The sequence below is a fragment of the Paraglaciecola arctica genome (assembly GCF_018861065.1).
Lineage (GTDB): Bacteria > Pseudomonadota > Gammaproteobacteria > Enterobacterales > Alteromonadaceae > Paraglaciecola > Paraglaciecola arctica_B.
The window spans coordinates 199,130-223,743 of the sequence record NZ_JAHKQO010000045.1 but is presented as its reverse complement, the minus strand read 5'-3'; the positions used below and the strand labels follow the sequence as shown (position 1 = coordinate 223,743).

Below are 24,614 nucleotides of genomic sequence, written 5' to 3'. Positions count from 1 at the left end.
CGCCAGCAATAATTATTTATCATAAGGTTTGATTGTATTAACCGAGATTAACCACTGAAATTAGTGGTTAATGATACGGTCTATCTCTTCGTCATCTCGTAAAGTCAATATTTCTACGCCGTTTGCGGTGACCAATAACGTGTGTTCCCATTGCGCACTCAGACTGCGGTCTTTAGTTACAACAGTCCACTTGTCTGGCAATACTTTTGAAAACCTTTTACCAGCATTAATCATAGGTTCTATGGTAAAACACATGCCTTCTTCAAGAGTTTCACCGGTATTAGGCTTACCATAATGAACTACTTGAGGTTCTTCATGGAAGTTAGCGCCAATACCATGGCCACAATATTCACGAACAATTGAATAATTGTGGCCTTCGGCATATTCCTGAATGGCATGGCCGATGTCGCCCAAACGCACACCGGGTTTGACCATTTTTATTCCTTTATACAACGACTCTTGAGTCACCCTTATTAGTCTTTCAGTCAAAATTGACGGTTTACCTACCACAAACATTTTGGATGTATCACCGTGATAGCCATCTTTAATGACAGTGACATCAATGTTCACCGAGTCCCCGTCTTTAAGTTGTTTATCGGAGGGAATGCCATGACAAATAACATGGTTTACTGAGGTACAAATGGATTTAGGAAAAGGTGGATTGCCATAGTTAAGAGGAGCAGGGATGCACTTTTGCACATCGACAATGTAATCGTGACAAATTTGATTCAGCTCGTTGGTGGTGACACCTTTTTTGACATGTTCACCGATCATTTGCAAAACATCAGCTGCAAGACGACCAGCAATACGCATTTTTTCAATTTCAGAGGCTGTTTTAATAGTGGCTGGCAAGGTTCTTTCCTAAATTTCAGTACAATTTATAAATTCTACTTATTGTATCTTTTAAGGTCGATTCTCGCTAGGGCTGAATAAATATCAGCTTCGAATTCAATGGTGATTTATTTTAGACATAGCCTGTAGTTCTTACTTAACGTGTGTAGTTTTTTCTTATTTAAAAGATGAATCCTGATTGTTTGTCAAAGTTCGATTAATAAATACCTATATAAAACAAATGGTTATCTTATTGGCATGATGTTGGCTTTTACCAAAGCATACATCTAACCGATTGGAGTACTTATGGAAATTTTTCAAGCTTTAAGAAAAGACCACGAAAAACAACGATTGTTAATGAAAATTTTAGTTGAAACCTCAGGTGATACTGAAACACGAAGAGCATACTTTTCTGAATTAAAAGAGCAGCTCAGTCAACATGCGGTAGCTGAAGAAAGACACTTTTACTCGCCATTAATGGAATCTGATAAAACCATTGAGGATTCAAGACACGGCATAGCTGAGCATCATGAAATTGATGAACTAGTAGAAAAGTTAGATAACACAGAAATGAGTTCATCGGCTTGGTTACATCATATGAAATCCTTGCAAGACCTTGTGTTACATCACTTAGATGAAGAAGAGTCAGAATTTTTCCAACATGCTAATAAGGTGTTGAGCCACAAGCAACAAGACCAGCTTGCCAACGATTATCAAAAAGAGATGCAGCAAGCGTAATTAACCATTTTCAAATGGGGACTAATCACGACTCAATATGTCGATGAATGCATCGCAGTTGAAAGTCGTATTACCGCTTAGTCGCCAAAAACTAAGGTAGTTAACCTTAACTCGGGATAAGCCATACCGTCCAGCACCGCTATTATTGCGCCTATCTTCGTTGAACTTGCTCGCAATAGCTGGCTATTGCGAGCAATCTCGCCTTGATAAACACAATAATATCAGCACTGGATGCATTAAATTGGCGGCTAAATAAGTAATAAGACTATAACCTATTGTTTTTATTATATTTACTTTAGAGGAAGCGGCACGTCTTAACCCGAGCTCAGGTTAGTTATCCTTTAAATATTAAAAAGAAGGAAAAACCAATATGCAAAATACGAAATTAAGAGCGGGAGAAAGTTTCCCACAAGTTAACGTCAAAACCGCGGATGGGCGAGTCGTGTCTTTAGTTGACGTACAGCCTCAAGTAGCGACTGGTCGATGGACGTTGGTCGTGGTCTACCGAGGCCAACATTGTCCAATTTGTTTAAAATATCTAAATGAGATAGCCATGCTTTCTGGTCGATTTGAAGCGCTCAATGTTGATATAGTTGCCGTTTCAGCGGATAACAAAAAACAACTAGAACAATTTAAAATCAATGGGTTAGAGGTGGGCTTTCCAGTTTTACTCGAATTGCAAACTGAAGATATGAAAAAATTAGGGTTGTATATTTCAGAACCTACAAGTGATTCAGAGACCGATCATGTGTTTGCGGAACCAGGGTTATTTCTAGTTAATCCAAAAGGTCAAACCGCCATGTTGGAGATTGCTAACGCGCCATTTATACGGCCTAATATCGATCAATTTGTGACTGGATTAGAGTATGCGATGGACAATAACTATCCCATCCGTGGTACTCATAGTTATTAATGTTCGGTGGTGAGGCGTTAGTCTCACCGTTATTTTTCGGCCCGCATAGTTAAAGTATGGAATAAGCCTATGACTAGCGCGCCTGTCATGATTAATATCACATAGTCACTTATCCATAGTTGCAATGATGCATATATACCTCCTAATGCGAGCAAAACATACCCCACCACCGTATTGGCTGAAGCCACGTAACTGGTTCGTTTATGTCCTTGGGCAATATCTAACATATAGGTTTTACGGCCTGTTCTTATCCCTGCGTAGCCAAGACTTAGTAGGAAAAACAAAGCTATATTTAACTGCCAATTATTGGCATCAGTGAAAATAACGAAACCGACAGATGCCAAAACACATACCAAAGTGGCAATGAATAATGTCTTAACCGCATTCTTGTCTGCCAACTTCCCCCACAAATAAGAACTTAAGAACGATGCTAAGGCGCTGGCGATAATAAAATAGGGCAATTGGAAATGGTCGTTGTTGCTGGCTGCGCCACTAACAAAAAATGGCGCAATTAATGCTCCATGTAATAATAAACATCTACTAATAATCAAGTTTTTTAGGTCTCCCTGCTGGTAAAGAGTTTTCCACAACCCATGTTGGTCATTTGACTTTTCATCGTCGTGGCTCAATTGTGCGCTGAGATTGCGCGAAAACACCAAACTTACTAGCATTAACGCTATTGAAAGAGCAATTAGAATGGCAACGGTAGCGGTACTTTGTTGCTCCGGCGCCAAAATCATCAATACCGCGGTTAGCAGTGATAACAGTCCGGAAATAGATGAGGCAATCCCTACTAACTTACCTCTTTTGCCTTTCTTTATGTTTACTCCCTGAATATCTTTCATACTCAGCGACGTTGCGGAGCGGCCTAAGCTTAATATTAACAATGCACAGAGTATTAATAATCCAGCGATGAGTTTTTCGGTACATATCGCAGCGATCAAAATGCCACCTATGGCAGTAGTCTGGATAACAATGCCCCATCGCCATAGGATTACTCGGTTTTGCACATTTTGAGTGTATTGCTTAATGGTCCATTGAGGTATCAAGGAGCCAGACTCACGAATTGGCACTAATAATGAAATAATCCAAATAGGCGCGCCTAAGCTAGTCAGTAACCAAGGTAAAGTGGTTTTAGCCGAAATAAGTAAGTCGGCGAGTTTTGTAAAAGTTGCGATGGCAATCAGTTGAAAAAATGTTTTGTTTTGCTGATCGTTCAAAATGACGTCCAATTTGTTGATTTTTACTTTAAATTACCCGGCTCCACTTGAACAGAGCCTAGCCTCGTGCTATAAAGCGCACCGCTGAAATTAATGAAGGTGAAAACCTTTTTTAATTATCGCGAAGAGGCTAACTAGATTAGCGTAAATATCACACATACATCGACACATTTTTCGGGGTGTCTGCGCAGTGTTTCTTATGAAGAAGTCACTAAGTGGATCGAAAACTGGGATGTATGGAGGCCTAACCCCATATTGAGGAATCTTTATAATGGCAAATGTATCTATGCGCGACATGCTTCAGGCAGGCGTACACTTTGGACACCAAACTCGTTACTGGAATCCAAAAATGAAACCTTTCATTTTTGGCGCACGTAACAAAGTTCATATCATCAATCTTGAAAAAACTGTTCCTATGTTTAACGAAGCACTTAACTTTGTTGGTGGCGTTGCTGCTAAGAAAGGTAAAATCCTTTTCGTTGGAACTAAGCGTGCAGCAAGTGATGCAGTGAAAGAAGCCGCAGACAAATGCGACCAATTTTATGTTAATAAACGCTGGTTGGGCGGAATGTTAACAAACTGGAAAACTGTTCGTCAGTCAATCAAACGTTTAAAAGAGCTTGAGCAACAAAGCCAAGACGGTACGTTCGAAAAATTGACTAAAAAAGAAGTACTAATGTTAACTCGTGAAATGACTAAGCTTGAAACTAGTTTAGGTGGTATTAAAAACATGGGTGGTTTACCAGACGTGTTGTTTGTTGTTGATGCTGACCACGAACATATTGCTATCACTGAAGCGGGCAACTTAGGTATTCCAGTTGTGTCAATTGTTGATACTAACTCTAACCCTGATGGTGTTGATTATATCGTACCTGGCAATGATGATGCGATTCGTGCGGTTCAATTATATTTGAACTCAGCTGCAAACGCAGTGATTGAAGGTCGTGATCAAAACCTTGAAGCGCAAGCTGAAAAAGGTGAGTTCGTAGAAGCTGCTGAGTAATTTACTTAGCGTTGAGCGACATTTTGGGTAGCAAAGTTTTTGTTATCTAACACGAATTAATTTAACAGGGGCTAGCGCCCCTGTTTTTAAATGTATAATTTCAAATAATTTGATCAAATTATTTTGACGAGGAAACGAAAATGGCAGTGACTGCAGCCCTAGTTAAAGAATTGCGTGAGCGTACAGCCGCCGGTATGCTTGATTGTAAAAAAGCCTTAGTTGAAACTGATGGTGACATTGAGCTAGCAATTGAAAATATGCGTAAAAATGGTCAAGCGAAAGCCGCTAAAAAGGCTGGTCGTATTGCCGCTGAAGGTGTGATTTTGACTAAAGTTGCTAACGGTGTGGCAACTATGATGGAAGTGAACAGCGAAACTGACTTTGTTGCTCGCGACGATGGCTTTATCAAGTTTGGTCAACAGCTAATTGAAGTCGCTTCTGCGAATAAAATTAACGATATGGACACACTAAATAACACTGAAGTTGACGGTGTTAAAATCAGTGACCTTCGTGACACTTTAGTTGCTAAAATTGGTGAAAACATCAGTCCACGTCGTGTGATCTCTGTTGAAGGTGACAACCTTGGCGCATATGTTCATGGCGCACGAATAGGTGTTATTGCCATTTTACAAGGTGGTGATGAAGAATTAGCGAAAGACATCGCTATGCATATTGCCGCTTCAAGCCCACAGTTTGTGAAGCCTGAAGATGTACCAGCAGAAGTGGTTGCTAAAGAAAAAGAAATTCAGCTAGATATTGCAATTCAGTCTGGTAAACCAGCTGAAATCGCTGAAAAAATGGTTTCTGGCCGTATGAAAAAATTCACTGGCGAAGTCAGCTTGACTGGTCAGCCTTTTGTGAAAGATCCTTCTATGCTAGTTGCTGACTTGCTTAAATCTAAAGATGCCGATGTGATTAACTTCGTACGTTTTGAAGTAGGTGAAGGTATCGAGAAAAAAGAAGAAGATTTTGCAGCTGAAGTTGCCGCTCAAATGGCAGCTGCTAAAAAATAAAAATGCCTTTTAACGATGTTTGGGTATAATACTGGCACCTCAAAATGAGGTGCTTTTTTTTATATGCCTATGTTGTTTTGAATCTACGACTTTGAGACAACAAAGACATATATAAAATAGGCTTATTGGCCTTTTATCGTCGCCGCCTTTTATCACCTTAAGGAACTATCAATCTATGAGTATCGCACCTAAGTCCGCTTATCGAAGAATTCTATTAAAGTTAAGCGGTGAAGCATTAATGGGAGACGAAGGTTTTGGCATCGACCCTAAAGTGTTAGAACGTATGGCTCAAGAAATTAAAGAGCTAGTTGAGTTGGGTGTTGAGGTCGGTCTGGTTATTGGTGGGGGCAACCTTTTCCGAGGTGAAGGTTTGGCCAAAGCGGGTATGAATCGTGTAGTCGGAGATCACATGGGGATGCTGGCGACTGTGATGAACGGTTTGGCTATGCGTGATGCTTTGCATCGTGCTTTTGTCAATGCCCGTCTTATGTCAGCTATTCCTCTCAATGGTGTTTGTGATGCTTACAACTGGGCAGAGGCGATTAGTTTACTCAAATCAGGTCGAGTGGTTATTTTTTCTGCTGGAACAGGTAATCCGTTTTTTACTACTGATTCTGCTGCTTGCCTACGAGGTATAGAAATAGAGGCCGATGCGGTCTTGAAGGGTACCAAAGTTGATGGTGTTTACGATGATGATCCAGCGAAAAACCCAGAAGCCAAACTATTCAAAACCTTGACCTATAACGAAGTCTTAGAAAAAGAACTAAAAGTGATGGATCTAGCCGCCTTCACCCTAGCTCGTGATCATAATGTGCCAATTCGCGTTTTTAACATGAATACACCTGGATGTATGAAGGCTGTTGTGATGGGCGAAGATGTAGGCACGTTAATCTGCCACACTGAAGAAATAAAGCAATAATAGGAAAACTACTGTGATTGACGAAATTAATGATGACGCGCGTCAGCGTATGGAAAAAAGTATCAGTGTATTAAAGGGCCAGCTTTCAAAAATTCGCACTGGTCGAGCACATCCTAGTTTACTAGATAGCATAGTAGTGCCCTACTATGGAACTGATACTCCACTTAAACAGCTAGCTAATATTATTGCAGAAGATTCTCGAACTTTAGCATTAACTGTATTTGATAAAAGTTCTGCTAAAGCAGTTGAAAAAGCCATAATGCAGTCGGATTTGGGGCTTAACCCTATGAGTGCCGGTAACGTTATGCGAATTCCTATGCCAGCCTTGACTGAAGATCGCCGTAAAGATCTGATTCGAGTGGTTCGTGCTGAAGCCGAGCAAGGCAAAGTGGCGATTCGTAATATTCGTAGAGATGCGAATAGCGATATTAAAGAGTTACTGAAAGAAAAAGAAATCAGTGAAGACGATAGCCGTCGTGGTGAAGACGACGTACAGAAGTTAACCGATGCTTTTGTTAAAGAAGTAGACGAAATTTTGGTGGCGAAAGAAAAAGACTTAATGGAAGTGTGATTGAGTTATATCTGATAAATGAATGCTTCTGAACAATTAGTCGAAAAAACCATCCCACAACATGTGGCTATCATTATGGATGGCAACGGGCGCTGGGCTAAGAAAAAAGGCAAAATTCGTACTTTTGGACATCAATCCGCAGTCAAAGCTGTAAGAGCCTCGGTATCCTATGCATTAAAAAACGGGGTGCAAGTCCTAACACTTTTTGCTTTTAGTAGCGAAAACTGGAACCGACCAGCTGAAGAAGTGGGGGTGTTAATGAGTCTATTTAACATGGTACTTGGCAGTGAAGTTAAAAAGCTGCATAAAAACAAGGTCAGGCTGAAAATCATAGGCGATACCAGTCGATTTGACAGTAAATTAGCGGATAAGATACACCAAGCAGAAGTTTTGACTGAAAAAAACGACAGTTTGGTTTTGAACATCGCCGCTAACTATGGTGGCCGTTGGGATATAGTTAACGCAACTAAAGCGCTCTTAGTGAAAGTGCAAGCTGGGGAACTGGCAATAGCAGATATAAACGAAGAGTCATTTACTAGCGAAACTAGTACCGCAGGCTTACCCGCAGTGGATTTAATGATCCGCACCGGCGGGGAGCAAAGAATTAGTAACTTTTTGTTGTGGCAAACTGCCTATGCAGAATTGTTTTTTTCTGACACTTTTTGGCCCGATTTTAACGAAGATTGTTTCCAAACCGCAGTGGACGCCTTTGCTGATAGGCAAAGACGTTTCGGAAAAACTTCCGAGCAGGTAACTTAATGATATACCTAGTCAACAATAACAAATATAAGGGGCTAGTGTGTTAAAACAGCGAATTATTACGGCGCTTATTCTTGCTCCTCTAGCATTATTTGCCATTTTATATTTACCACTATTTAGTTTTGAAATCATGATTGCGCTAGTCATGGGGCTAGGTGCTTGGGAATGGTCAAGCATGTCTGGAATGACACGCACCTTTACCAAGAGTGCATATGCTGCTCTAGTAGTCGTCATATGTATGATCTTGTCTTTTTTGTTACCAACGGATTTGATTTGGTACCAAGGACAATTGAATAGTCTATACACCTATATTCTCTCGGTAGCAGCCATTTGGTGGGTTGTATCACTGGCAATGATTATTGCCTACCCAAGTTACACTTCTGTTTGGTACACCAGTAAAATACTTCGCGGTATATTCGGTTTTTTAACCCTAATTCCTACTTGGGTGGCAGTAGTGTCGCTTCGAACAAGTTTATACGACGTAGACCCTTATTACGGTGCATCCCTAATTTTTTATGTTTTGGGTATTGTCTGGGCCGCCGATATCGGGGCATTTTTTGTCGGGGTTAAGTTTGGAAAACACAAATTACGTCCAGAAGTTTCGCCGGGTAAAACTCTTGAAGGACTGATGGGAGGGGTTTTTGCCTCTTCGGCTATTATTGCTTTTGCAGCCTTACATTATCAAGTCGATCCATCGCGCATTTGGTTGCATGTACTAGTTGGGGCTTTAACCGTAGGCGTATCCGCTTTAGGTGATTTGAACGAAAGTATGTTTAAACGCTGTGCGGGTATAAAAGATAGCGGAACCTTGCTACCAGGCCATGGCGGTATTATGGATAGAATAGATAGCCTAACAGCGGCTTTCCCCGTTTTTGCATTTTGTTACGTCATGTGGATGGCCTAATGCAACAAGAAACGCAACAAGAGACGCAACAAAAAGTACAAAAAATTAGCATTCTAGGCGCTACTGGCTCTATTGGAAAAAGCACAATAGATGTAATCACTCGACACCCCGAGCGTTTCAGTGTGTTTGCACTAACTGCTAACACCAATATTGAATTATTGCTGCAACAATCCTTAATCTGTTCCCCAGAATATGTGGTCATAGCCGATCCGCAACTCTTTCAACATGCCAAGAAATTATTCGCTGAGCAAAAGCTTAGCTGTGAGGTGTTAGCGGGCCACGAGGCTTTGCTCCAAGTCGCTAGTGCTGAAGACGTTGACATTGTGATGGCTGCCATAGTGGGGGGCGCAGGTTTATTACCCACATTGGCCGCTGTAAACGCGGGTAAAAAAGTATTATTAGCTAATAAAGAATCTTTAGTGATGTCTGGTGAACTCTTTATTCAAGCCGCCAATCAACATCATGCTCAATTATTGCCAATAGACAGTGAGCACAACGCTATTTTTCAATGTCTTCCTAAGGATTTTAAATATGGGGAGTTATGTTCTTCAGGTATCAGTAAGATTCTTCTGACTGGTTCGGGCGGGCCGTTTTTAAATAAACCATTAAGTGAACTGCATCAAGTCACGCCAGATCAAGCATGTGCTCACCCTAATTGGGATATGGGACGAAAGATATCGGTCGATTCGGCAACTATGATGAACAAAGGTTTAGAGTTTATCGAAGCCAGGTGGCTATTTGGACTCAAGGCTTGTGACATTGAAGTTGTATTGCACCCCCAAAGTATCATCCATTCTATGGTGCAATATCTCGATGGTTCCGTATTAGCACAAATGGGTAACCCCGATATGCGCACTCCCATTGCTCATGCTTTAGCCTATCCACAAAGAATCGAATCTGGCGTTGCCCCATTAGATTTTAAGCAATTGGCAGACTTTAGTTTTACTGAGCCAGAATCCGCGCGGTACCCCAATTTAGATTTAGCGATGCAAGCGAGTAACGCTGGCCAATATGCAACAACAACCCTCAATGCTGCAAATGAAGTGGCAGTGGACGCGTTTTTAAGTGGACAACTTGGGTTTATGCAAATAGCGCAGGTGAATGAGGAATGTTTACAACGAACATTAAATCACAACTTAGGCAATATTGAAGCAGTGCTTGAATGTGATCGTCGAGCCCGTAGTTTGTCTGCAAACATTATTGATAGTCTGTGTCGAAGTAATAATCGGAAGGTTGGCTCGTGAGTTTTTTGATTAGTGCAGTTTCTTTTATTGTAGCCTTAGGTATTTTAGTTGCAGTGCACGAATGGGGGCATTTTTGGGTTGCTCGTAGATGTGGTGTCAAGGTTGAACGTTTTTCTATTGGCTTCGGTAAAGCATTATGGCGCAGGACTGATAAGTTAGGTACCGAATATGTCATAGCCGCTATTCCTCTAGGTGGCTATGTTAAAATGCTTGATGAAAGGGTCGATGAAGTTTCAGAACAAGATTTACCTTATGCCTTTAATCGCCAACACGTATTAAAACGTATTGCAATTATTGCAGCGGGTCCAGGTGTGAATTTTCTGTTCGCTATTTTTGCGCTGTTTGTCATGTATTTAATTGGATTGCAGACTATTAAACCTATAGTTGGCAATATCGAACCTGAAAGCATTTTAAGCCAAAGTCATATTCAAAAAAATGCAACGTTGACCCAGATTGGGGAAAGAAAAGTCGTTGATTGGGAAGATGTCGCTTATGAGTTTATGTCGTTTATTGGACATGATGAAATGTCAATTAAGTGGACCGACGACAAAAGTAGCTATGAAAAAAGTGCCACAATCAATATCAGTCAATGGCAATTTGACCCAGATAAAACTTCTGTTTTTGAGAGCTTGGGACTCACACCTTACCGCCCTAAGGTACTGACAGTCTTGGGAAGCGTAGAAAATGACTCTGCTGCACAACAAATTGGATTACAGCCAAATGACAAAATTGTCAGTCTAGATGGAACTAGTATGCAAAATTGGGAACAAATAGTGGGTCATGTTTCTTCTAGACCAAATCAACTTGTTGAAGTTGAGGTGCTTAGAAATGGACAAGTTGTCAGTTTAAAGGGGACCATTGGTAGTAAAACTGAAGCTCAAAATACTAAAGGGTATATGGGATTTACTCCGACTTTAGAACCTTGGCCAGAAGGAGTGGTGTTTGTGCATCAATATGGTTTAGGCAAAGCCTTATCCAAAGCGATGGACAAAACGTGGCGTTTGATGACACTGAGTATCGAGATGCTTGGGAAGCTGATTACTGGAGATGTATCAGTTAAAAACTTGAGTGGTCCAATTGCCATTGCTCAAGGAGCAGGGTCTAGCGCAAGTTTAGGTTTAGTGTATTTTTTAGGCTTTTTAGCGTTAATTAGCGTTAATTTAGGCATAATTAACCTTTTACCTCTGCCAGTACTTGATGGTGGGCACTTACTCTATTATTTTATAGAGCTTTTAAGTGGACGGCCTGTGCCAGAATCAGTCCAAGAAGTAGGGTTTAAAATTGGTGGCGTTTTGCTGCTGCTATTAATGAGCATCGCGATAGTAAATGATATTGCGCGTTTATAATTTTTATCAGTCGATGTGACTATGCACACCACATTGTTTGTGCGTTTAGGAAGAATATTAATAAATGAAGTTTAAACAGTTAGTTGTTGCCGGATTAATGTTATCCATTGCTAGCTTAGCAAAAGCAGCCCCAAGTAGTGATTTTATCGTTCAAGATATTAAAGTTGAAGGTTTGCAGCGTGTTGCCTTAGGTGCAGCTTTAACCTATTTGCCAGTAACAGTTGGCGATGAGATGAATAGTTTTCGGATTTCGCAACTTATTCGGTCGATGTATTCCTCTACTCATTTTGAAAACATTAAAATCTATCGCGATGGTAATACATTATTGGTACGAGTCACTGAGAGGCCCACTATCAGTAATATCGTATTTGAAGATAACGACGATATTAAAGACGAACAATTACAAGAAAGCCTCAATGACGCCAATATTGTAGTAGGTGAACCACTCGATAAAACAGTGTTGACCTCAATTGAAAATGGCCTGAAAGATTTCTTTTATAGCATAGGTAAATACAACGCTGATGTTACGGCAATTATTACCCCTCTACCTAGAAATCGAGTCGACCTTAAATTGCTATTTGAAGAAGGTGACTCTGCAAAAATCCAACAGATCAACATAGTAGGTAATGAAACCTTCAGCGATTTCGAGTTATTAGATCAAGTAGAATTACAATTTGATACTCCTTGGTGGGACTTTTTATCAGAAACTCGCTATCAGAAACAGACTCTGACAGGGGATATGGAAACCATCACCAGTTACTACAAAGACCGCGGCTACTTGCGTTTTAACATTGATTCAACTCAAGTATCAATGACACCTGATAAAACTGGCATATATGTCACCCTAAACGTTGCTGAAGGCGAGCAATATACTATCTCTGAAGTTGAGTTAATTGGCGACTTATTGGGGTACGAAGACTACATCAAATTAGTACTTCCGCTAACCAAAGGCGAGTTGTATAACCAAGCAGAAGTAACTTACACAGAAGAGTTTATCAGTAAGTACTTAGGCCGATATGGCTATGCATATCCTACAGTTACTACTATTCCTGATATTAATGAAGAAGACAAAACCGTAAAGTTAGTATTATCCGTAGACCCAGGTAAACGTATTTATGTTCGTAGAATTAACTTTTCCGGAAACGTAAGTACTGCCGATGAGGTGTTGCGACAATCTGTGTCTCAAATGGAAGGTTCTTGGTTATCTAACGCTACTTTAGAGTCTTCGAAAAATAGTCTTTCGCGTTTAACCTATATGGAAAACGTAGACTTTGAAACGGTTCGACTTCCCGGCGAAGAAGACAAAGTAGATGTAAACTTTACGGTAAAAGAACAACCATCAGGTGCGTTCAATGCAGGTATTGGTTACGGCGATCGCACTAAACTAAGTCTGCAAGCCGGTATTCAGCAAGATAACTTCTTAGGTACCGGTAAACGTATTGCATTTAATGTGAGTACAGTGTCTTATCAGAAAAGCGTACAGCTTTCTTACACCGACCCTTATTTTACTATTGATGGCATAAGTTTAGGTGGTTCAGTGTCTTACAGTGAATTTGACGGAAGCTCTGCTAACTTGATTCAATACAACAGTAAGCAGTTTTCAGTAGGTAGTAACGTTGGGTACCCTATTGACCAATTCAATCGAATTAATTTTGGATTAACTTATAGCGTAGTTGAGCTGTTCCAAAATCAGCCCTATGTGCAAACTACTCGTTTCAATAATCAATTTGTTGATGAAAGTAATCCAGATGCAGCGATTAAATACGATAGTTTCTTAGCTTCAATAGCTTGGTCAAGAACTACACTTAACCGAGGCGTATTCCCAACCGCAGGTTCGTCACAACGAGCCTCATTTGGCATCACTACGCCAAACTCAGATGTAAACTATTTCAAAACTGAAATTGATGGCAAATGGTACTTCCCACTTTCTCGTAACCAACGCTGGTCATTTTTAGCAAGATTAAAAATGGGATACGGTAACGGCTATGGAGATGTGGGAGGTATCGATCAAATCTTACCTTTTACTCAACATTTTACGGCGGGTGGATCTGATTCTTTAAGAGGTTTTGAAAACAATACAGTGGGACCTCGCGGTTTGCGCGTGTCACCGTCACAAATAGTGACAGATCCTAACGGTCAAGTCATTTTAGGTGATGAGTCCAACAATACATTCTCTGTTTCTAGTCGTTCACTTGGTGGTAATGCTATGGTGCTTGGTGGTGTAGAATTGATAGTGCCAACACCTTTCGTAGAAGTCGATTTTGATAACTCAGTACGTACCAGTCTATTTGTTGATGTGGGTAATGTGTGGGATACCGAGTTTGATTATGATCGTTATAAACTATTGAATAACAACTTTTCACTCAGTAATGATGAATTAATTGATTATAGTGATCCAACACTCTATAGAGCATCGGGCGGAGTTTCTGTACAATGGCTATCACCTATGGGGCCAATGGTGTTTAGTTTCTCGAAAGTAATACAAGAAAGAGAAGGTGATGATTCTAAATTCTTCACTTTTAACATTGGTCAAACATTTTAATATATGGCTGGTATGACCCAGCTTTAGAACAATAAGAAGTAGGAGTTCCTTTTGAAAAAGTTTACTAAAAGTTTAATTGCAGGTGCATTGTTAACATCAGCTATGGCGAGTTCTGCGGTATTTGCTGAACAGAAAATTGGTGTTGTGAATGTGCAAGGTATATTCCAATCAATGCCTCAAGCTGCGTCCATTCAAGATGCCATTGCTGCACAATTCAAAGATAAAACTGAAGAAGTGAGCCGTTTAGAAAAAGACATTAAATATTACCTTGAAAAAAATCAACGTGATGCAGCCACAATGAGCGCCAAAGAAAAAACAGAACTTGAAGGTAAAATCATTGCATTACGTGAAGAATACACTTCAAAAGCTCAGCCTCTGCAGCAAGAAATTCAAAATCGTTTAAAAGAAGAACAAAACAAGTTATTAGGGTTAATTAAGCAAGGGATTGATGCCGTTGCAGCCAAAGAAAAATATGACATGATTTTGAACGCTAATTCTGTGGCCTTTATAAACCCTGATCTAGACGTGTCTGAAATGGTGCTTGAGCAAGTTTCTAAAATCAAATAAGTCGCTTTAGTTGTAATATGGGAGGTGTTTTGAGTCACGCAATCAGTCTTATTCAATTGGCACAAAGCATCGGTGCAGAATTGCGCCTAGCAGGCACCGATACTCAAGATACCCTCGTTACCGGTTTATCTACTTTAATCAAAGCTGGCGATGGCCAGGTTTCATTTTTGTCTAATAAAAAGTATCGTGGCCTACTGCAAAGCACCAATGCTCAGGCCGTTATTCTGCATCCAGACGAGTTCCCCCATTGCAGTCGCTCCGCGTTTGTTATGAACAATCCTTATGTGGGGTTTGCTAAAGCCGCACAACTGCTCGACACAACACCGAAACCAGCACATAACATATCTGCTCATGCCGTTATTGGTGAAAATGTTGTGTTGGGTAAAGGTGTTAAAATAGCTGCCAATGCAGTAATAGAAGCGGGCGCGATGCTCGGCGACAATGTTATAATTGGTGCTGGATGTTTTATAGGTAAAGGTGCGCAGCTAGGTGAAAATACGAAATTATGGGCCAATGTCAGTATTTATCATGATGTTATAATGGGCTCAGATTGTTTGGTCCAAGCTAACTCTGTAATAGGCAGTGACGGCTTTGGATACGCTAATGAAAATGGGCAGTGGATTAAAATCCCGCAACTTGGCAGTGTGGTAATTGGCAACCGAGTAGAAATTGGCGCAAGTACTACAATAGATCGTGGTGCGCTAGACAATACTATTTTGGCTGATGGCGTAATCATTGATAACCAGTGTCAAATTGCCCACAACGTAGAGATCGGTGAAAACACTGCAATGGCCGCATGTTCTGTCATTGCTGGTAGCACAGTTATTGGTAAGAATTGCAGCATTGCTGGTCTAGTGGGCATAAATGGGCACATTAGCGTCTGTGATAACGTAGTTTTTACCGGAATGAGCATGGTCACCAAAAATATTACAGAACCCGGCGTGTATTCGTCAGGCATACCGGCAGAAGCCAACCGAGAATGGCGCAAAAATATGGTAGCATTGCGAAATATTACTAGCCTTAATCAGCGCGTTAAATCATTGGAAAAAGCCAGCAGCAGTAGTGAATAGACTACTAACTGGTTTGTTTAGGAGAACACCTTTTGGCTAACAAAATTAACACTCTCGAAATAGAAGATATCATGGAGTTACTTCCCCATAGGTATCCTTTCTTATTAGTAGATAGAGTGACAGACTACACAATCAATGAGTCTATATCCGCATATAAAAATATTACGTTTAATGAACCTTGTTTTACCGGACATTTCCCTGGTAAACCCATTTTTCCAGGTGTCATGATATTAGAGGCCTTAGCCCAAGTTGCAGGAGTATTAGGCTTCAAAACAGCGGGTAATTCAGATGACCTATACCTATATGCTGGCGTAGATAATGCGCGCTTTAAATTACCCGTAGTACCAGGTGATCGTATGGATATGGAAGTCAAATTAATAAAAGAACGCCGCGGAATTTGGAAGTTTCATGGTGTGGCCAGCGTTGACGGAAAAGCCGCGTGTGAAGCTGAGTTTATGTGTGCTATGAGGAAAATGTAACTGGTGATACATTCTACTGCCGTTATCCACCCTTCCGCTAAAATAGGTCAAAATGTTTCTATTGGCGCCTTTTGCCTGATTGATGCTGATGTCAGCATTGGTGATAATACCGTGCTTGAATCTCATGTGGTCGTCAAAGGGAAAACCAGAATAGGCAAAGGCAATCATATTTATCAGTTTGCGTCTGTGGGTGAAGATTGTCAGGATAAAAAATATGCTGGTGAGCCAACTGAGTTGATAATAGGTGATAACAATGTGATCCGAGAGTCGGTGACTATCCATCGTGGTACAGTCCAAGATCAAGGCGTGACTAAAATTGGCTCAAATAACTTACTGATGTGTTATGTACATGTCGCCCATGATTGTGTCATTGGTGATAACAGTATTTTGGCCACTAGTGCCATACTCGCAGGGCATGTACATATAGGTGATTGGGTGATCATGGGTGGGGCTACAGCCTCCCATCAGTTTTGCCGAATTGGTGATCATAGTTTTGTAGGTGGGGGCGCGATAATTTTAGCTGACGTACCACCCTTTGTGATGTTAGGAAATGACAGTACACCTCGTGGCATCAATGCAGAAGGATTAAAACGCCGTGGTTTTGATAGTGATACCATATTACAAATCAAGCGAGCCTATAAAGTATTGTATCGCCAAGGAAATAGAGCTGAAGAAGCGGTTAAATTGCTTCTAGCCATGCCTGGTAACACTCCTGAAGTGCAACTTTTAGCCAATTTTGTTGCTAACTCTTCTCGCGGTATTGCGCGCTAACTCATGAGCGACAAAATTTTGAGGATTGGTATTGTGGCTGGAGAAGCGTCTGGCGATATCCTTGCTGCCGGTCTCATTAAACAACTCAAAAAACGTTTTCCCAATGCTATTTTTGAAGGCATAGCAGGTCCTAAAATGCAGGCTCAAGGCTGTCAAACTTTATTTGATATGGAAGAGTTGTCGGTAATGGGCTTGGTTGAAGTATTGTCTAGAATCAGAAGGTTAATGTTTGTGCGCAAGTCGTTAGTCACCCATTTTCTAGCTAACCCACCTGATGTGTTTATAGGGGTTGATGCGCCTGATTTTAACTTAGGCGTAGAACTTAAGCTCAAAAAACACGGAATTAAAACCGTACAATATGTTAGCCCTACCGTTTGGGCATGGCGTGAAAATCGAATTTTTAAGATTGCCAAAGCCACAAATATGGTTTTGAGTATTTTCCCTTTTGAAAAACAAGTTTACGACAAACACCAAATACCTTGTGAATTTGTTGGTCACACCATGGCAGACGATATTGCGATTAAACCAGATCAACAAAAAGCTCGAGAAGCTTTAAAAATTAAAGAGAATGAAGTAGTTCTAGCGATGCTGCCTGGTAGCAGAAAACGTGAAGTTGAATCACTGTTTGATGTGTTTATTCAATCCTGTTTACTTCTAAAGGCAGATGTCAAAAAATTCAAAGTACTAATTCCAGTGGTTAATCGTCATCGCAAAGCTCAGGTCGACGAATATATTCAAACTCATAAACCGAATTTAGATATTCAGGTGGTGATAGGCCATGCTAGAGAGGTAATGATAGCTTCTGATGCAGTATTACTCGCCTCAGGAACGGCTACCTTAGAAGCCATGTTATGTAAGAGAAATATGGTCGCAGCCTATAAACTTAGTGGTTTGACTTATCAAATGATGAAATGGTTATACAAAGCCAAATACTTTGCGTTACCCAATGTATTGGCGGGAGAAAAAATTGTACCTGAGTTGCTTCAAAATGAAGTGACACCACAGGCGATTAGTCAGTTGTTGGTGCCTATGTTGACCCAAAAAAATACCGAAGCACAACAACTACTTATTGGAAAGTTTGAAGCTTTACACCAATCATTAAAAAGAGATGCTGATGTTCAATCTGCTATGGCGGTCTCCCACTTGATCGAGCAACCACTGTGACTGAGTTGATTGCAGGAGTCGATGAAGTCGGACGCGGGCCTTTAGTCGGAGATGTGGTAACTGCGGCTGTTATTCTCGATCCAAGACATAAAATTAATGGATTGGCCGATTCGAAAAAGTTATCTGAAAAGAAACGAAACACTTTGGCAGCTGAAATAAAACAATATGCTTTAGCTTGGTCAATAGGACGCGCTAGTCCCAGAGAAATAGACGAACTTAATATTTTGCATGCCACAATGCTTGCCATGACCCGAGCGGTAAAAGGGTTGTCAATCCAACCAACTCATGTGATGGTTGATGGAAATCGTTGCCCGAACTGGCATTATTCGAGTGAATCCGTGGTTAAAGGCGATGGATTAATTGCAGAAATTTCAGCGGCCTCAATTATAGCAAAAGTCACACGTGACCAAGAAATGTTGGCTTTAGATCTACAATATCCAGAGTACGGCTTTGCCAAGCACAAAGGTTACCCTACTGCATACCATTTAGCTAAGCTCGCTGAGCTTGGACCACTTTCGCAATATCGAATGAGTTTTAAGCCAGTGCAGCAATCTCTTGCTTTGCATGATGGTCAATTAGCAGGCTCTTAAATGACAGAACAACTACAACAAGCCGCGGTAAATTTTGTACATTTACGGGTGCACAGTGATTTTTCCATGTTAGATGGGTTAAATAAGGTTAAACCCCTTATTTCTCATGTCAAAGAACTGGGTATGCCCGCTGTCGCTATTACTGATCAAATGAATATGTGTGGATTGGTAAAGTTTTATCGCCAGGCTCATGATAACGGTATTAAACCAATTATAGGCGCAGATTTTTGGGTATGTGCTGATGAGCTTGAAGGGACTTTGTTTCGTCTTACATTGTTAGCTTTGGATAATATCGGCTATAAAAATATCACGCTTTTAATATCCAAAGCCTATTTACGGGGAAGTATAAACGATAGAGCAGCAATAGACCGAGCATGGTTAGCTGAACACAGCCAAGGTGTGCTCGTATTATCGGGTGGTAAGTCAGGCGATTTAGGTATGCTATTGACTAAGGGCAATATGGATATTGCTAAGCACGTTACCGAGTTTTATCAGCAACACTTTCCTAATCGTTTTTATTTGGAGTTGACCAGAACAGGTCGATTAGGTGAAGAGGACTACATTCATCGCGCGGTAGATTGGGCGCAACAATATGACTTGCCAGTAGTAGCCACCAACGAAGTGTGTTTTGTTGATAGACAATACTTTGATGCGCATGAAATTCGTGTAGCGATTCATGACGGTTTTACCTTGGGAGATCCTCGTAGGCCAAAAGAATATTCTGAACAGCAATACTTGCGAACTGCTGAAGAAATGATGGAGTTGTTTTCTGATATTCCTGAAGCAATTCAAAATACTGTTGAAATCGCAAAGCGCTGTAATGTTACGGTTCAACTAGGTACATACTTTCTACCTGATTTTCCTACAGAAGGTATGGATATTAAAGATTATCTGGTTAAGGTCTCGGAAGAGGGACTAGAGCGAAGATTGGCATTTTTGTTCCCAGACGAACAAGTTCGTTTAGAAAAACGACCAGAATACGATGATAGGTTAGCGATTGAGCTTAAGGTTATTAACCAAATGGGGTTCCCAGGTTACTTCTTGATCGTGATGGAGTTTATTCAATGGAGTAAAGATAATAATATTCCAGTAGGACCTGGGCGTGGGTCGGGTGCGGGGTCTCTTGTGGCATATGCCTTAGACATAACAGATCTTGACCCTCTAGAATACGACTTATTATTCGAACGATTTTTGAATCCTGAACGGGTATCCATGCCTGACTTTGACGTAGATTTTTGCATGGATAGGCGTGATGAAGTAATTGATCACGTGGCCGAAATGTACGGGCGAGACGCGGTATCTCAAATTATCACTTTCGGTACTATGGCAGCAAAAGCGGTAGTGCGAGATGTGGGCCGAGTGTTAGGTCATCCTTATGGTTTTGTTGACAGGATATCAAAACTTATTCCTGCTACTCCAGGGATGACATTAGAAAAAGCGTTTGTTGAAGAGCCTAGGCTACCAGAATTGTACAACCAAGACGAAGAAGTCAAAGATCTCATAGACATGTGTCGTATCTTGGAAGGTTGTACTCGTAATGCGGGTAAACATGCCGGTGGCGTAGTAATAGCGCCAACACTTATCACGGATTTTGCTCCCCTATATTGTGATGACGAAGGCAAAAACCCGGTTACTCAGTTTGATAAAAACGATGTTGAAACAGCAGGTCTAGTTAAATTTGACTTCTTAGGACTGCGTACCCTGACTATTATCCAGTGGGCGATGGATATGATTAAATCGGGTAAAGGCATCGATATTAATATTGCGGCTATCCCGCTGGAAGATCCAAAATGTTTTAGGTTATTGCAAAATGCCGAGACCACCGCAGTATTTCAGCTCGAATCTCGTGGCATGAAAGAGTTGATAAAACGCCTAAAACCAGATTGTTTTGAAGATATTATCGCGCTAGTGGCACTTTTCAGACCTGGCCCGCTGCAATCAGGCATGGTAGATAACTTTATTGATCGTAAGCATGGACGAGAAGAGGTTTCTTATCCTGACGCTCAATACCAGCATGAATGTTTGAAGGAAATTTTGCAGCCCACCTATGGCATTATCTTGTATCAAGAACAAGTAATGCAAATTGCTCAGGTGATGTCAGGTTATAGTTTAGGCGGGGCGGATTTATTACGCCGTGCTATGGGTAAGAAAAACCTAGAAGAAATGGAAAAGCAGCGGGAATCGTTTGAGTCTGGTGCGAAAGATAACGGAATTGACCCCACTCTAGCAATTAAGATTTTTGACCTTGTTGAAAAATTTGCAGGTTATGGTTTTAACAAATCTCACTCTGCTGCCTATGCGTTAGTCTCGTACCAAACGTTATGGCTGAAAACCCATTATCCTGCAGAGTTTATGGCCGCGGTTATGTCAGCCGATATGGATAACTCCGACAAAATCGTTACCTTGGTTGATGAATGTAATCGTATGGGACTTACTATCTTGCCTCCCGACGTAAATGCCGGTAGCCACAAGTTTACAGTCGATGAGCAAGGACGCATTGTTTACGGTATTGGTGCGGTCAAAGGTGTAGGTGAAGGCCCAATTGAGGCAATTATTGAAGCCCGTGATGAATCTGGAAAATTTAGTGATTTATTCGATTTTTGCGCCAAAGTAGATTTAAAACGTATCAATAAGCGTATCTTGGAAAAGTTAGTTTTGGCTGGTGCCTTAGACAATTTAGGGCCTCACCGTGCTTCATTAATGCACTCTTTGCCTAACGCGTTGGCGGCAGCTGGGCAACATGCTAAAGATAAAACTTCAGGGCAGTCTGATATGTTTGGACTGTTGACCACTGAGCCAGAACAAGTTCAACAAGCTTTTGCTGATGTTAAACCTTGGCCAGAGAAAGTCTGGTTAGACGGTGAAAAGACCACATTGGGGCTTTATCTTACTGGCCACCCTATCAATCAGTATCTCAACGAAATCAAGTATTATGCACCTTGCCGCCTGGTTGATCTAAAACCGACCAATAGAGATCAAACTGCTTTTGCAGTAGGTTTAGTATTAGGGGTAAGGGTAATGACCAACAAAAGAGGACGTCGTTGGGCCTTGGTAACACTAGATGATAAAAGTGCCAGAGTGGATGTTAGGTTTTTTCCTGATATGCTTGAGCAATATGAAGAATTGTTGCAAGAAGATAAAATATTAGTAATAAGTGGACAGGTCAGCTTTGATGAGTTCTCTGGTGGCAATACAATGTCCGCCCGCGATGCAATGGACTTAGTACAAGCCCGTGAAAAAAATGCGAAAGGGTTACAAGTGCATTTAGAATCAAGCTGGTGTAATCCTTCTACTGTGGCTAAACTGCAGTCAGTTTTGCAGCCGTATCAAGGTGGTAGTTGCCCGGTTCAGATACGTTACGTGCATCCAGATGCAAAAGTTGATTTAACCTTGGGTGCACAATGGTATGTTACACCCCAAGATGAGTTACTATATGACTTACAACAGCTGTTAGGGAAACCTCAGATAGATTTGGAATTCCACTAACTCGTTTATATAAGCGAAGTGCTGAAAAGCTGTAAACAATTATTATTAGGTGTTCAATGAGTGTAAATTTTTTAGAATTCGAAAAACCCATCGCCGAATTAGAAGCGAAGATTGAAGAGTTAAGACTAGTCAATCAAGGGGGAGAATTCGATGTCAATATCGAAGAAGAAATCACTAAACTGCGAGAAAAAAGCGCAGAGTTAAGCCGCAAAATTTTTGCGGACTTAGGCGCTTGGCAAGTATGCCAAATAGCGCGTCACCCAATGCGCCCCTATACCTACGATTACATAGAACATATTTGTAGCGAATTTGATGAACTTGCAGGCGATCGAGCATTTGCTGACGATAAAGCCATAGTGGGTGGTTTAGCTAAAATTGATGGACAACCTGTGATGGTTATTGGTCATCAAAAAGGTCGCGATACCAAAGAAAAAATTAAGCGTAATTTTGGCATGCCTAAGCCAGAAGGTTATCGAAAAGCATTACGTTTAATGGAAATCGCCGAGCGTTTTAACTTACCTATTATTACGTTTATTGATACCCCTGGAGCCTATCCAGGTGTAGGAGCCGAAGAGCGTGGTCAAAGTGAAGCCATTGCCCGTAATCTTAAAGTGATGTCTGGCTTAAAGGTACCTATTATTTGTACTGTAATTGGTGAAGGTGGTTCTGGAGGCGCTTTGGCTATAGGTGTAGGTGACAGAGTGAATATGCTGCAATATAGTACATATTCAGTTATTTCTCCTGAAGGCTGTGCCTCTATTCTGTGGAAAAGTGCTGAGAAAGCCCCATTGGCTGCCGAAGCTATGGGAGTGAGTGCTGGGAAAATCAAAGAGCTAGGGTTGATCAATCAAATTGTCACCGAGCCCTTAGGTGGGGCACATCGCGACCACGATAGTATGGCTGCTAATTTAAAGGCTACCTTGAAACAGCAGCTAGCTCAGCTAAGTAGTTTGTCTACCGAAGAATTGTTAGCGCAACGCTATGAAAGATTGATGTCTTTTGGTTATTGTTAAATAATCTCGGATTCTTAAACGCTATAAAGCCATCTTTTAAGGTGGCTTTTTTATTACTGGAACCTCGCTGCGTTATATGTCGATTCTAACAACAATTAAGGAGCAACTCGTCTGTGAGCCACTTTTGTCGGCGTCACAACTAGTCGTTGCCTATAGTGGCGGTGTCGACTCACATGTGCTGTTGCATGCACTTGATAGAATAAGAAAACAGCAGCCACTTCCGTTTCAACTCAGTGCCATCCATATTCATCATGGTTTAAGTCAACATGCTGACCAATGGCAAAGCCATTGTAAGCAGATTTGTAGCAGCTTAGGCATTGCATTTCAAACCGCGAATGTGAACCTTGCTGATACCCCCAGGAAAAGCTTAGAAGCACAAGCTAGAGAAGCACGTTACAAGCAGTTGACCGAGTTAGCACCCGCTAATAGCCAAGTATTACTTGGGCAACATCAAGACGACCAACTCGAAACATTTTTGTTGCAGTTAAAACGCGGTGCAGGGCCTAAAGGCTTGTCTGCAATGAATCGCTCTTGGATAGTGTCTGGCGAAACAGACTCAGACAAACAGGTTGGATTTTATCGGCCTCTATTAGCCATTACTCAACAACAAATTTTGGAATATGCGCAACAACATAACTTGCAGTGGTGTGAGGATGAATCCAATCAAAACACGGATTTTGAGCGTAACTTTTTGCGTCACGATGTACTACCTGTGCTACAAAATCGTTGGCCAGAATTAGCCCGTTCAGTGGCTCGAAGTGCGTCTTTATGTGCTGAACAACAAAGTTTGTTAGATGAAATCAATGAAGACAAACTTAATTCATTACGGGCTTCAGCTAACAGTTTACACCTTCCCGGACTGAAACAATTATCGCAACCTTGGTTGCATCAGTTAATTCGTTATTGGTTGACTGAACAAGGTATTCAGAATCCATCTTTAGCTATGTTAATGCAACTTAAACCTGAGTTGCTTGATGCTGCAGAGGATGCAACGCCAATTCTACAATGGCAAAATTGGCAGTTTAGGCGCTTTAATCAACAATTATTTGTCATAAATGTGCCTCCAGAGACTGTTTCATTTGGTATGCAATGGCGGGGTGAAAAACATGTTAGATTACCTTACCATCAAGGTAGCCTCAATTTTATAGTAAGTGAAAATCCCATAAATTGTCTCCAGTCACAATTCAATATTGACCCTAGTTTAGGTTCAATTGAGATACGTCTAGGAGGTTATGGAACTAAATTCAAACCACTAGGCAGTGCTTATTCAAAACCGGTTAAACAATGGTTTAAAGAATGGAAGGTTGCACCATGGGTGCGAGAACGCGCGGTATTTGTGGTTCAAAACGAAGCCGTGTTGGCGCTATTAATTCAAGGTCAATGGTATTTATCACAAGCAACTGAGTCGCGTTCCAGAAAAACAAGCTTAGTATCAGTCACCTTCGACAGTGATGCTTATTAAAGTAAATGC

At 41.0% G+C, this 24,614-nt stretch carries 22 protein-coding genes; 20 read left to right on the top strand and 2 right to left on the bottom strand.

The annotated features are described in order from the left end of the window. Window positions 1-60: 60 nt before the first annotated feature. Window positions 61-852, bottom strand: coding sequence for a type I methionyl aminopeptidase (gene map / locus KO534_RS20045; protein ID WP_215932579.1), 792 nt, complete (start codon window positions 850-852; stop codon window positions 61-63). Window positions 853-1,137: 285 nt separating this feature from the next. On the opposite strand from map, the gene KO534_RS20040 reads away from it, so the two are divergent. Next, window positions 1,138-1,569, top strand: coding sequence for a hemerythrin domain-containing protein (locus KO534_RS20040; protein ID WP_215932576.1), 432 nt, complete (start codon window positions 1,138-1,140; stop codon window positions 1,567-1,569). A gap of 370 nt (window positions 1,570-1,939) precedes the next feature. Further along, on the top strand, window positions 1,940-2,482 hold the full coding sequence (locus KO534_RS20035) for a redoxin domain-containing protein (RefSeq protein ID WP_215932574.1): 543 nt from the start codon (window positions 1,940-1,942) through the stop codon (window positions 2,480-2,482). Window positions 2,483-2,511: 29 nt separating this feature from the next. Here KO534_RS20035 and KO534_RS20030 read toward each other — a convergent pair whose 3' ends face one another. Then, window positions 2,512-3,702: an MFS transporter gene (locus KO534_RS20030; RefSeq protein WP_215932572.1), complete on the bottom strand. Its 1,191-nt coding sequence runs from the start codon at window positions 3,700-3,702 to the stop codon at window positions 2,512-2,514. A 271-nt stretch (window positions 3,703-3,973) separates the two neighbouring features. Here KO534_RS20030 and rpsB point away from each other — a divergent pair, with 271 nt between their 5' ends. From rpsB to tilS, 18 genes are all read left to right on the top strand, one after another. Next, a complete protein-coding gene (gene rpsB / locus KO534_RS20025; protein ID WP_215932570.1) occupies window positions 3,974-4,705 on the top strand; it encodes a 30S ribosomal protein S2 in 732 nt (243 codons plus the stop codon). Between the two features lie 140 nt (window positions 4,706-4,845). Next, the gene (gene tsf, locus KO534_RS20020; RefSeq protein WP_215932568.1) at window positions 4,846-5,718 is read left to right on the top strand and encodes a translation elongation factor Ts; all 873 of its coding nucleotides are present in this window, start codon (window positions 4,846-4,848) and stop codon (window positions 5,716-5,718) included. 175 nt (window positions 5,719-5,893) lie between these two features. After that, window positions 5,894-6,637: a UMP kinase gene (gene pyrH, locus KO534_RS20015; protein WP_215932566.1), complete on the top strand. Its 744-nt coding sequence runs from the start codon at window positions 5,894-5,896 to the stop codon at window positions 6,635-6,637. Between the two features lie 13 nt (window positions 6,638-6,650). Beyond that, window positions 6,651-7,208, top strand: coding sequence for a ribosome recycling factor (frr, locus tag KO534_RS20010; protein ID WP_215932563.1), 558 nt, complete (start codon window positions 6,651-6,653; stop codon window positions 7,206-7,208). 18 nt (window positions 7,209-7,226) lie between these two features. After that, on the top strand, window positions 7,227-7,967 hold the full coding sequence (gene uppS, locus KO534_RS20005) for a polyprenyl diphosphate synthase (RefSeq protein WP_215932560.1): 741 nt from the start codon (window positions 7,227-7,229) through the stop codon (window positions 7,965-7,967). A gap of 40 nt (window positions 7,968-8,007) precedes the next feature. Beyond that, entirely contained in the window at window positions 8,008-8,871 is an 864-nt protein-coding gene (locus tag KO534_RS20000; RefSeq protein WP_215932557.1) for a phosphatidate cytidylyltransferase, read from the top strand. Then, window positions 8,871-10,115 (top strand): 1-deoxy-D-xylulose-5-phosphate reductoisomerase, encoded by a 1,245-nt coding sequence (ispC, locus tag KO534_RS19995; protein WP_215932555.1) that lies wholly within the window; start codon window positions 8,871-8,873, stop codon window positions 10,113-10,115. The genes KO534_RS20000 and ispC overlap by 1 nt, the downstream gene beginning before the upstream one ends. Beyond that, on the top strand, window positions 10,112-11,461 hold the full coding sequence (rseP, locus tag KO534_RS19990) for a sigma E protease regulator RseP (RefSeq protein ID WP_215932553.1): 1,350 nt from the start codon (window positions 10,112-10,114) through the stop codon (window positions 11,459-11,461). The genes ispC and rseP overlap by 4 nt, the downstream gene beginning before the upstream one ends. A gap of 64 nt (window positions 11,462-11,525) precedes the next feature. After that, window positions 11,526-14,003 carry an outer membrane protein assembly factor BamA gene (gene bamA, locus KO534_RS19985; protein ID WP_215932551.1) on the top strand — a complete coding sequence of 826 codons (2,478 nt, stop codon included), beginning with the start codon at window positions 11,526-11,528 and terminating at the stop codon, window positions 14,001-14,003. 51 nt (window positions 14,004-14,054) lie between these two features. Further along, entirely contained in the window at window positions 14,055-14,570 is a 516-nt protein-coding gene (locus tag KO534_RS19980; protein ID WP_215932549.1) for an OmpH family outer membrane protein, read from the top strand. Between the two features lie 29 nt (window positions 14,571-14,599). Continuing rightward, window positions 14,600-15,640: a UDP-3-O-(3-hydroxymyristoyl)glucosamine N-acyltransferase gene (gene lpxD, locus KO534_RS19975; RefSeq protein WP_215932547.1), complete on the top strand. Its 1,041-nt coding sequence runs from the start codon at window positions 14,600-14,602 to the stop codon at window positions 15,638-15,640. A 32-nt stretch (window positions 15,641-15,672) separates the two neighbouring features. Beyond that, window positions 15,673-16,119: a 3-hydroxyacyl-ACP dehydratase FabZ gene (gene fabZ, locus KO534_RS19970; protein ID WP_215932545.1), complete on the top strand. Its 447-nt coding sequence runs from the start codon at window positions 15,673-15,675 to the stop codon at window positions 16,117-16,119. Window positions 16,120-16,122: 3 nt separating this feature from the next. Beyond that, complete coding sequence (gene lpxA / locus KO534_RS19965) at window positions 16,123-16,890, top strand: acyl-ACP--UDP-N-acetylglucosamine O-acyltransferase (RefSeq protein ID WP_215932543.1); 768 nt, start codon at window positions 16,123-16,125, stop codon at window positions 16,888-16,890. A gap of 3 nt (window positions 16,891-16,893) precedes the next feature. Next, entirely contained in the window at window positions 16,894-18,054 is a 1,161-nt protein-coding gene (gene lpxB / locus KO534_RS19960; RefSeq protein ID WP_215932541.1) for a lipid-A-disaccharide synthase, read from the top strand. After that, a complete protein-coding gene (rnhB, locus tag KO534_RS19955) occupies window positions 18,051-18,644 on the top strand; it encodes a ribonuclease HII (RefSeq protein WP_215932539.1) in 594 nt (197 codons plus the stop codon). Before lpxB ends, rnhB begins: the two co-directional genes overlap by 4 nt. Further along, window positions 18,645-22,130 carry a DNA polymerase III subunit alpha gene (gene dnaE, locus KO534_RS19950; protein ID WP_215932536.1) on the top strand — a complete coding sequence of 1,162 codons (3,486 nt, stop codon included), beginning with the start codon at window positions 18,645-18,647 and terminating at the stop codon, window positions 22,128-22,130. A 56-nt stretch (window positions 22,131-22,186) separates the two neighbouring features. Next, window positions 22,187-23,143, top strand: a complete 957-nt coding sequence (accA, locus tag KO534_RS19945) for an acetyl-CoA carboxylase carboxyl transferase subunit alpha (RefSeq protein ID WP_215932534.1) — start codon at window positions 22,187-22,189, stop codon at window positions 23,141-23,143. Window positions 23,144-23,219: 76 nt separating this feature from the next. Beyond that, a complete protein-coding gene (gene tilS / locus KO534_RS19940; RefSeq protein WP_215932532.1) occupies window positions 23,220-24,605 on the top strand; it encodes a tRNA lysidine(34) synthetase TilS in 1,386 nt (461 codons plus the stop codon). Window positions 24,606-24,614 lie beyond the last annotated feature (9 nt).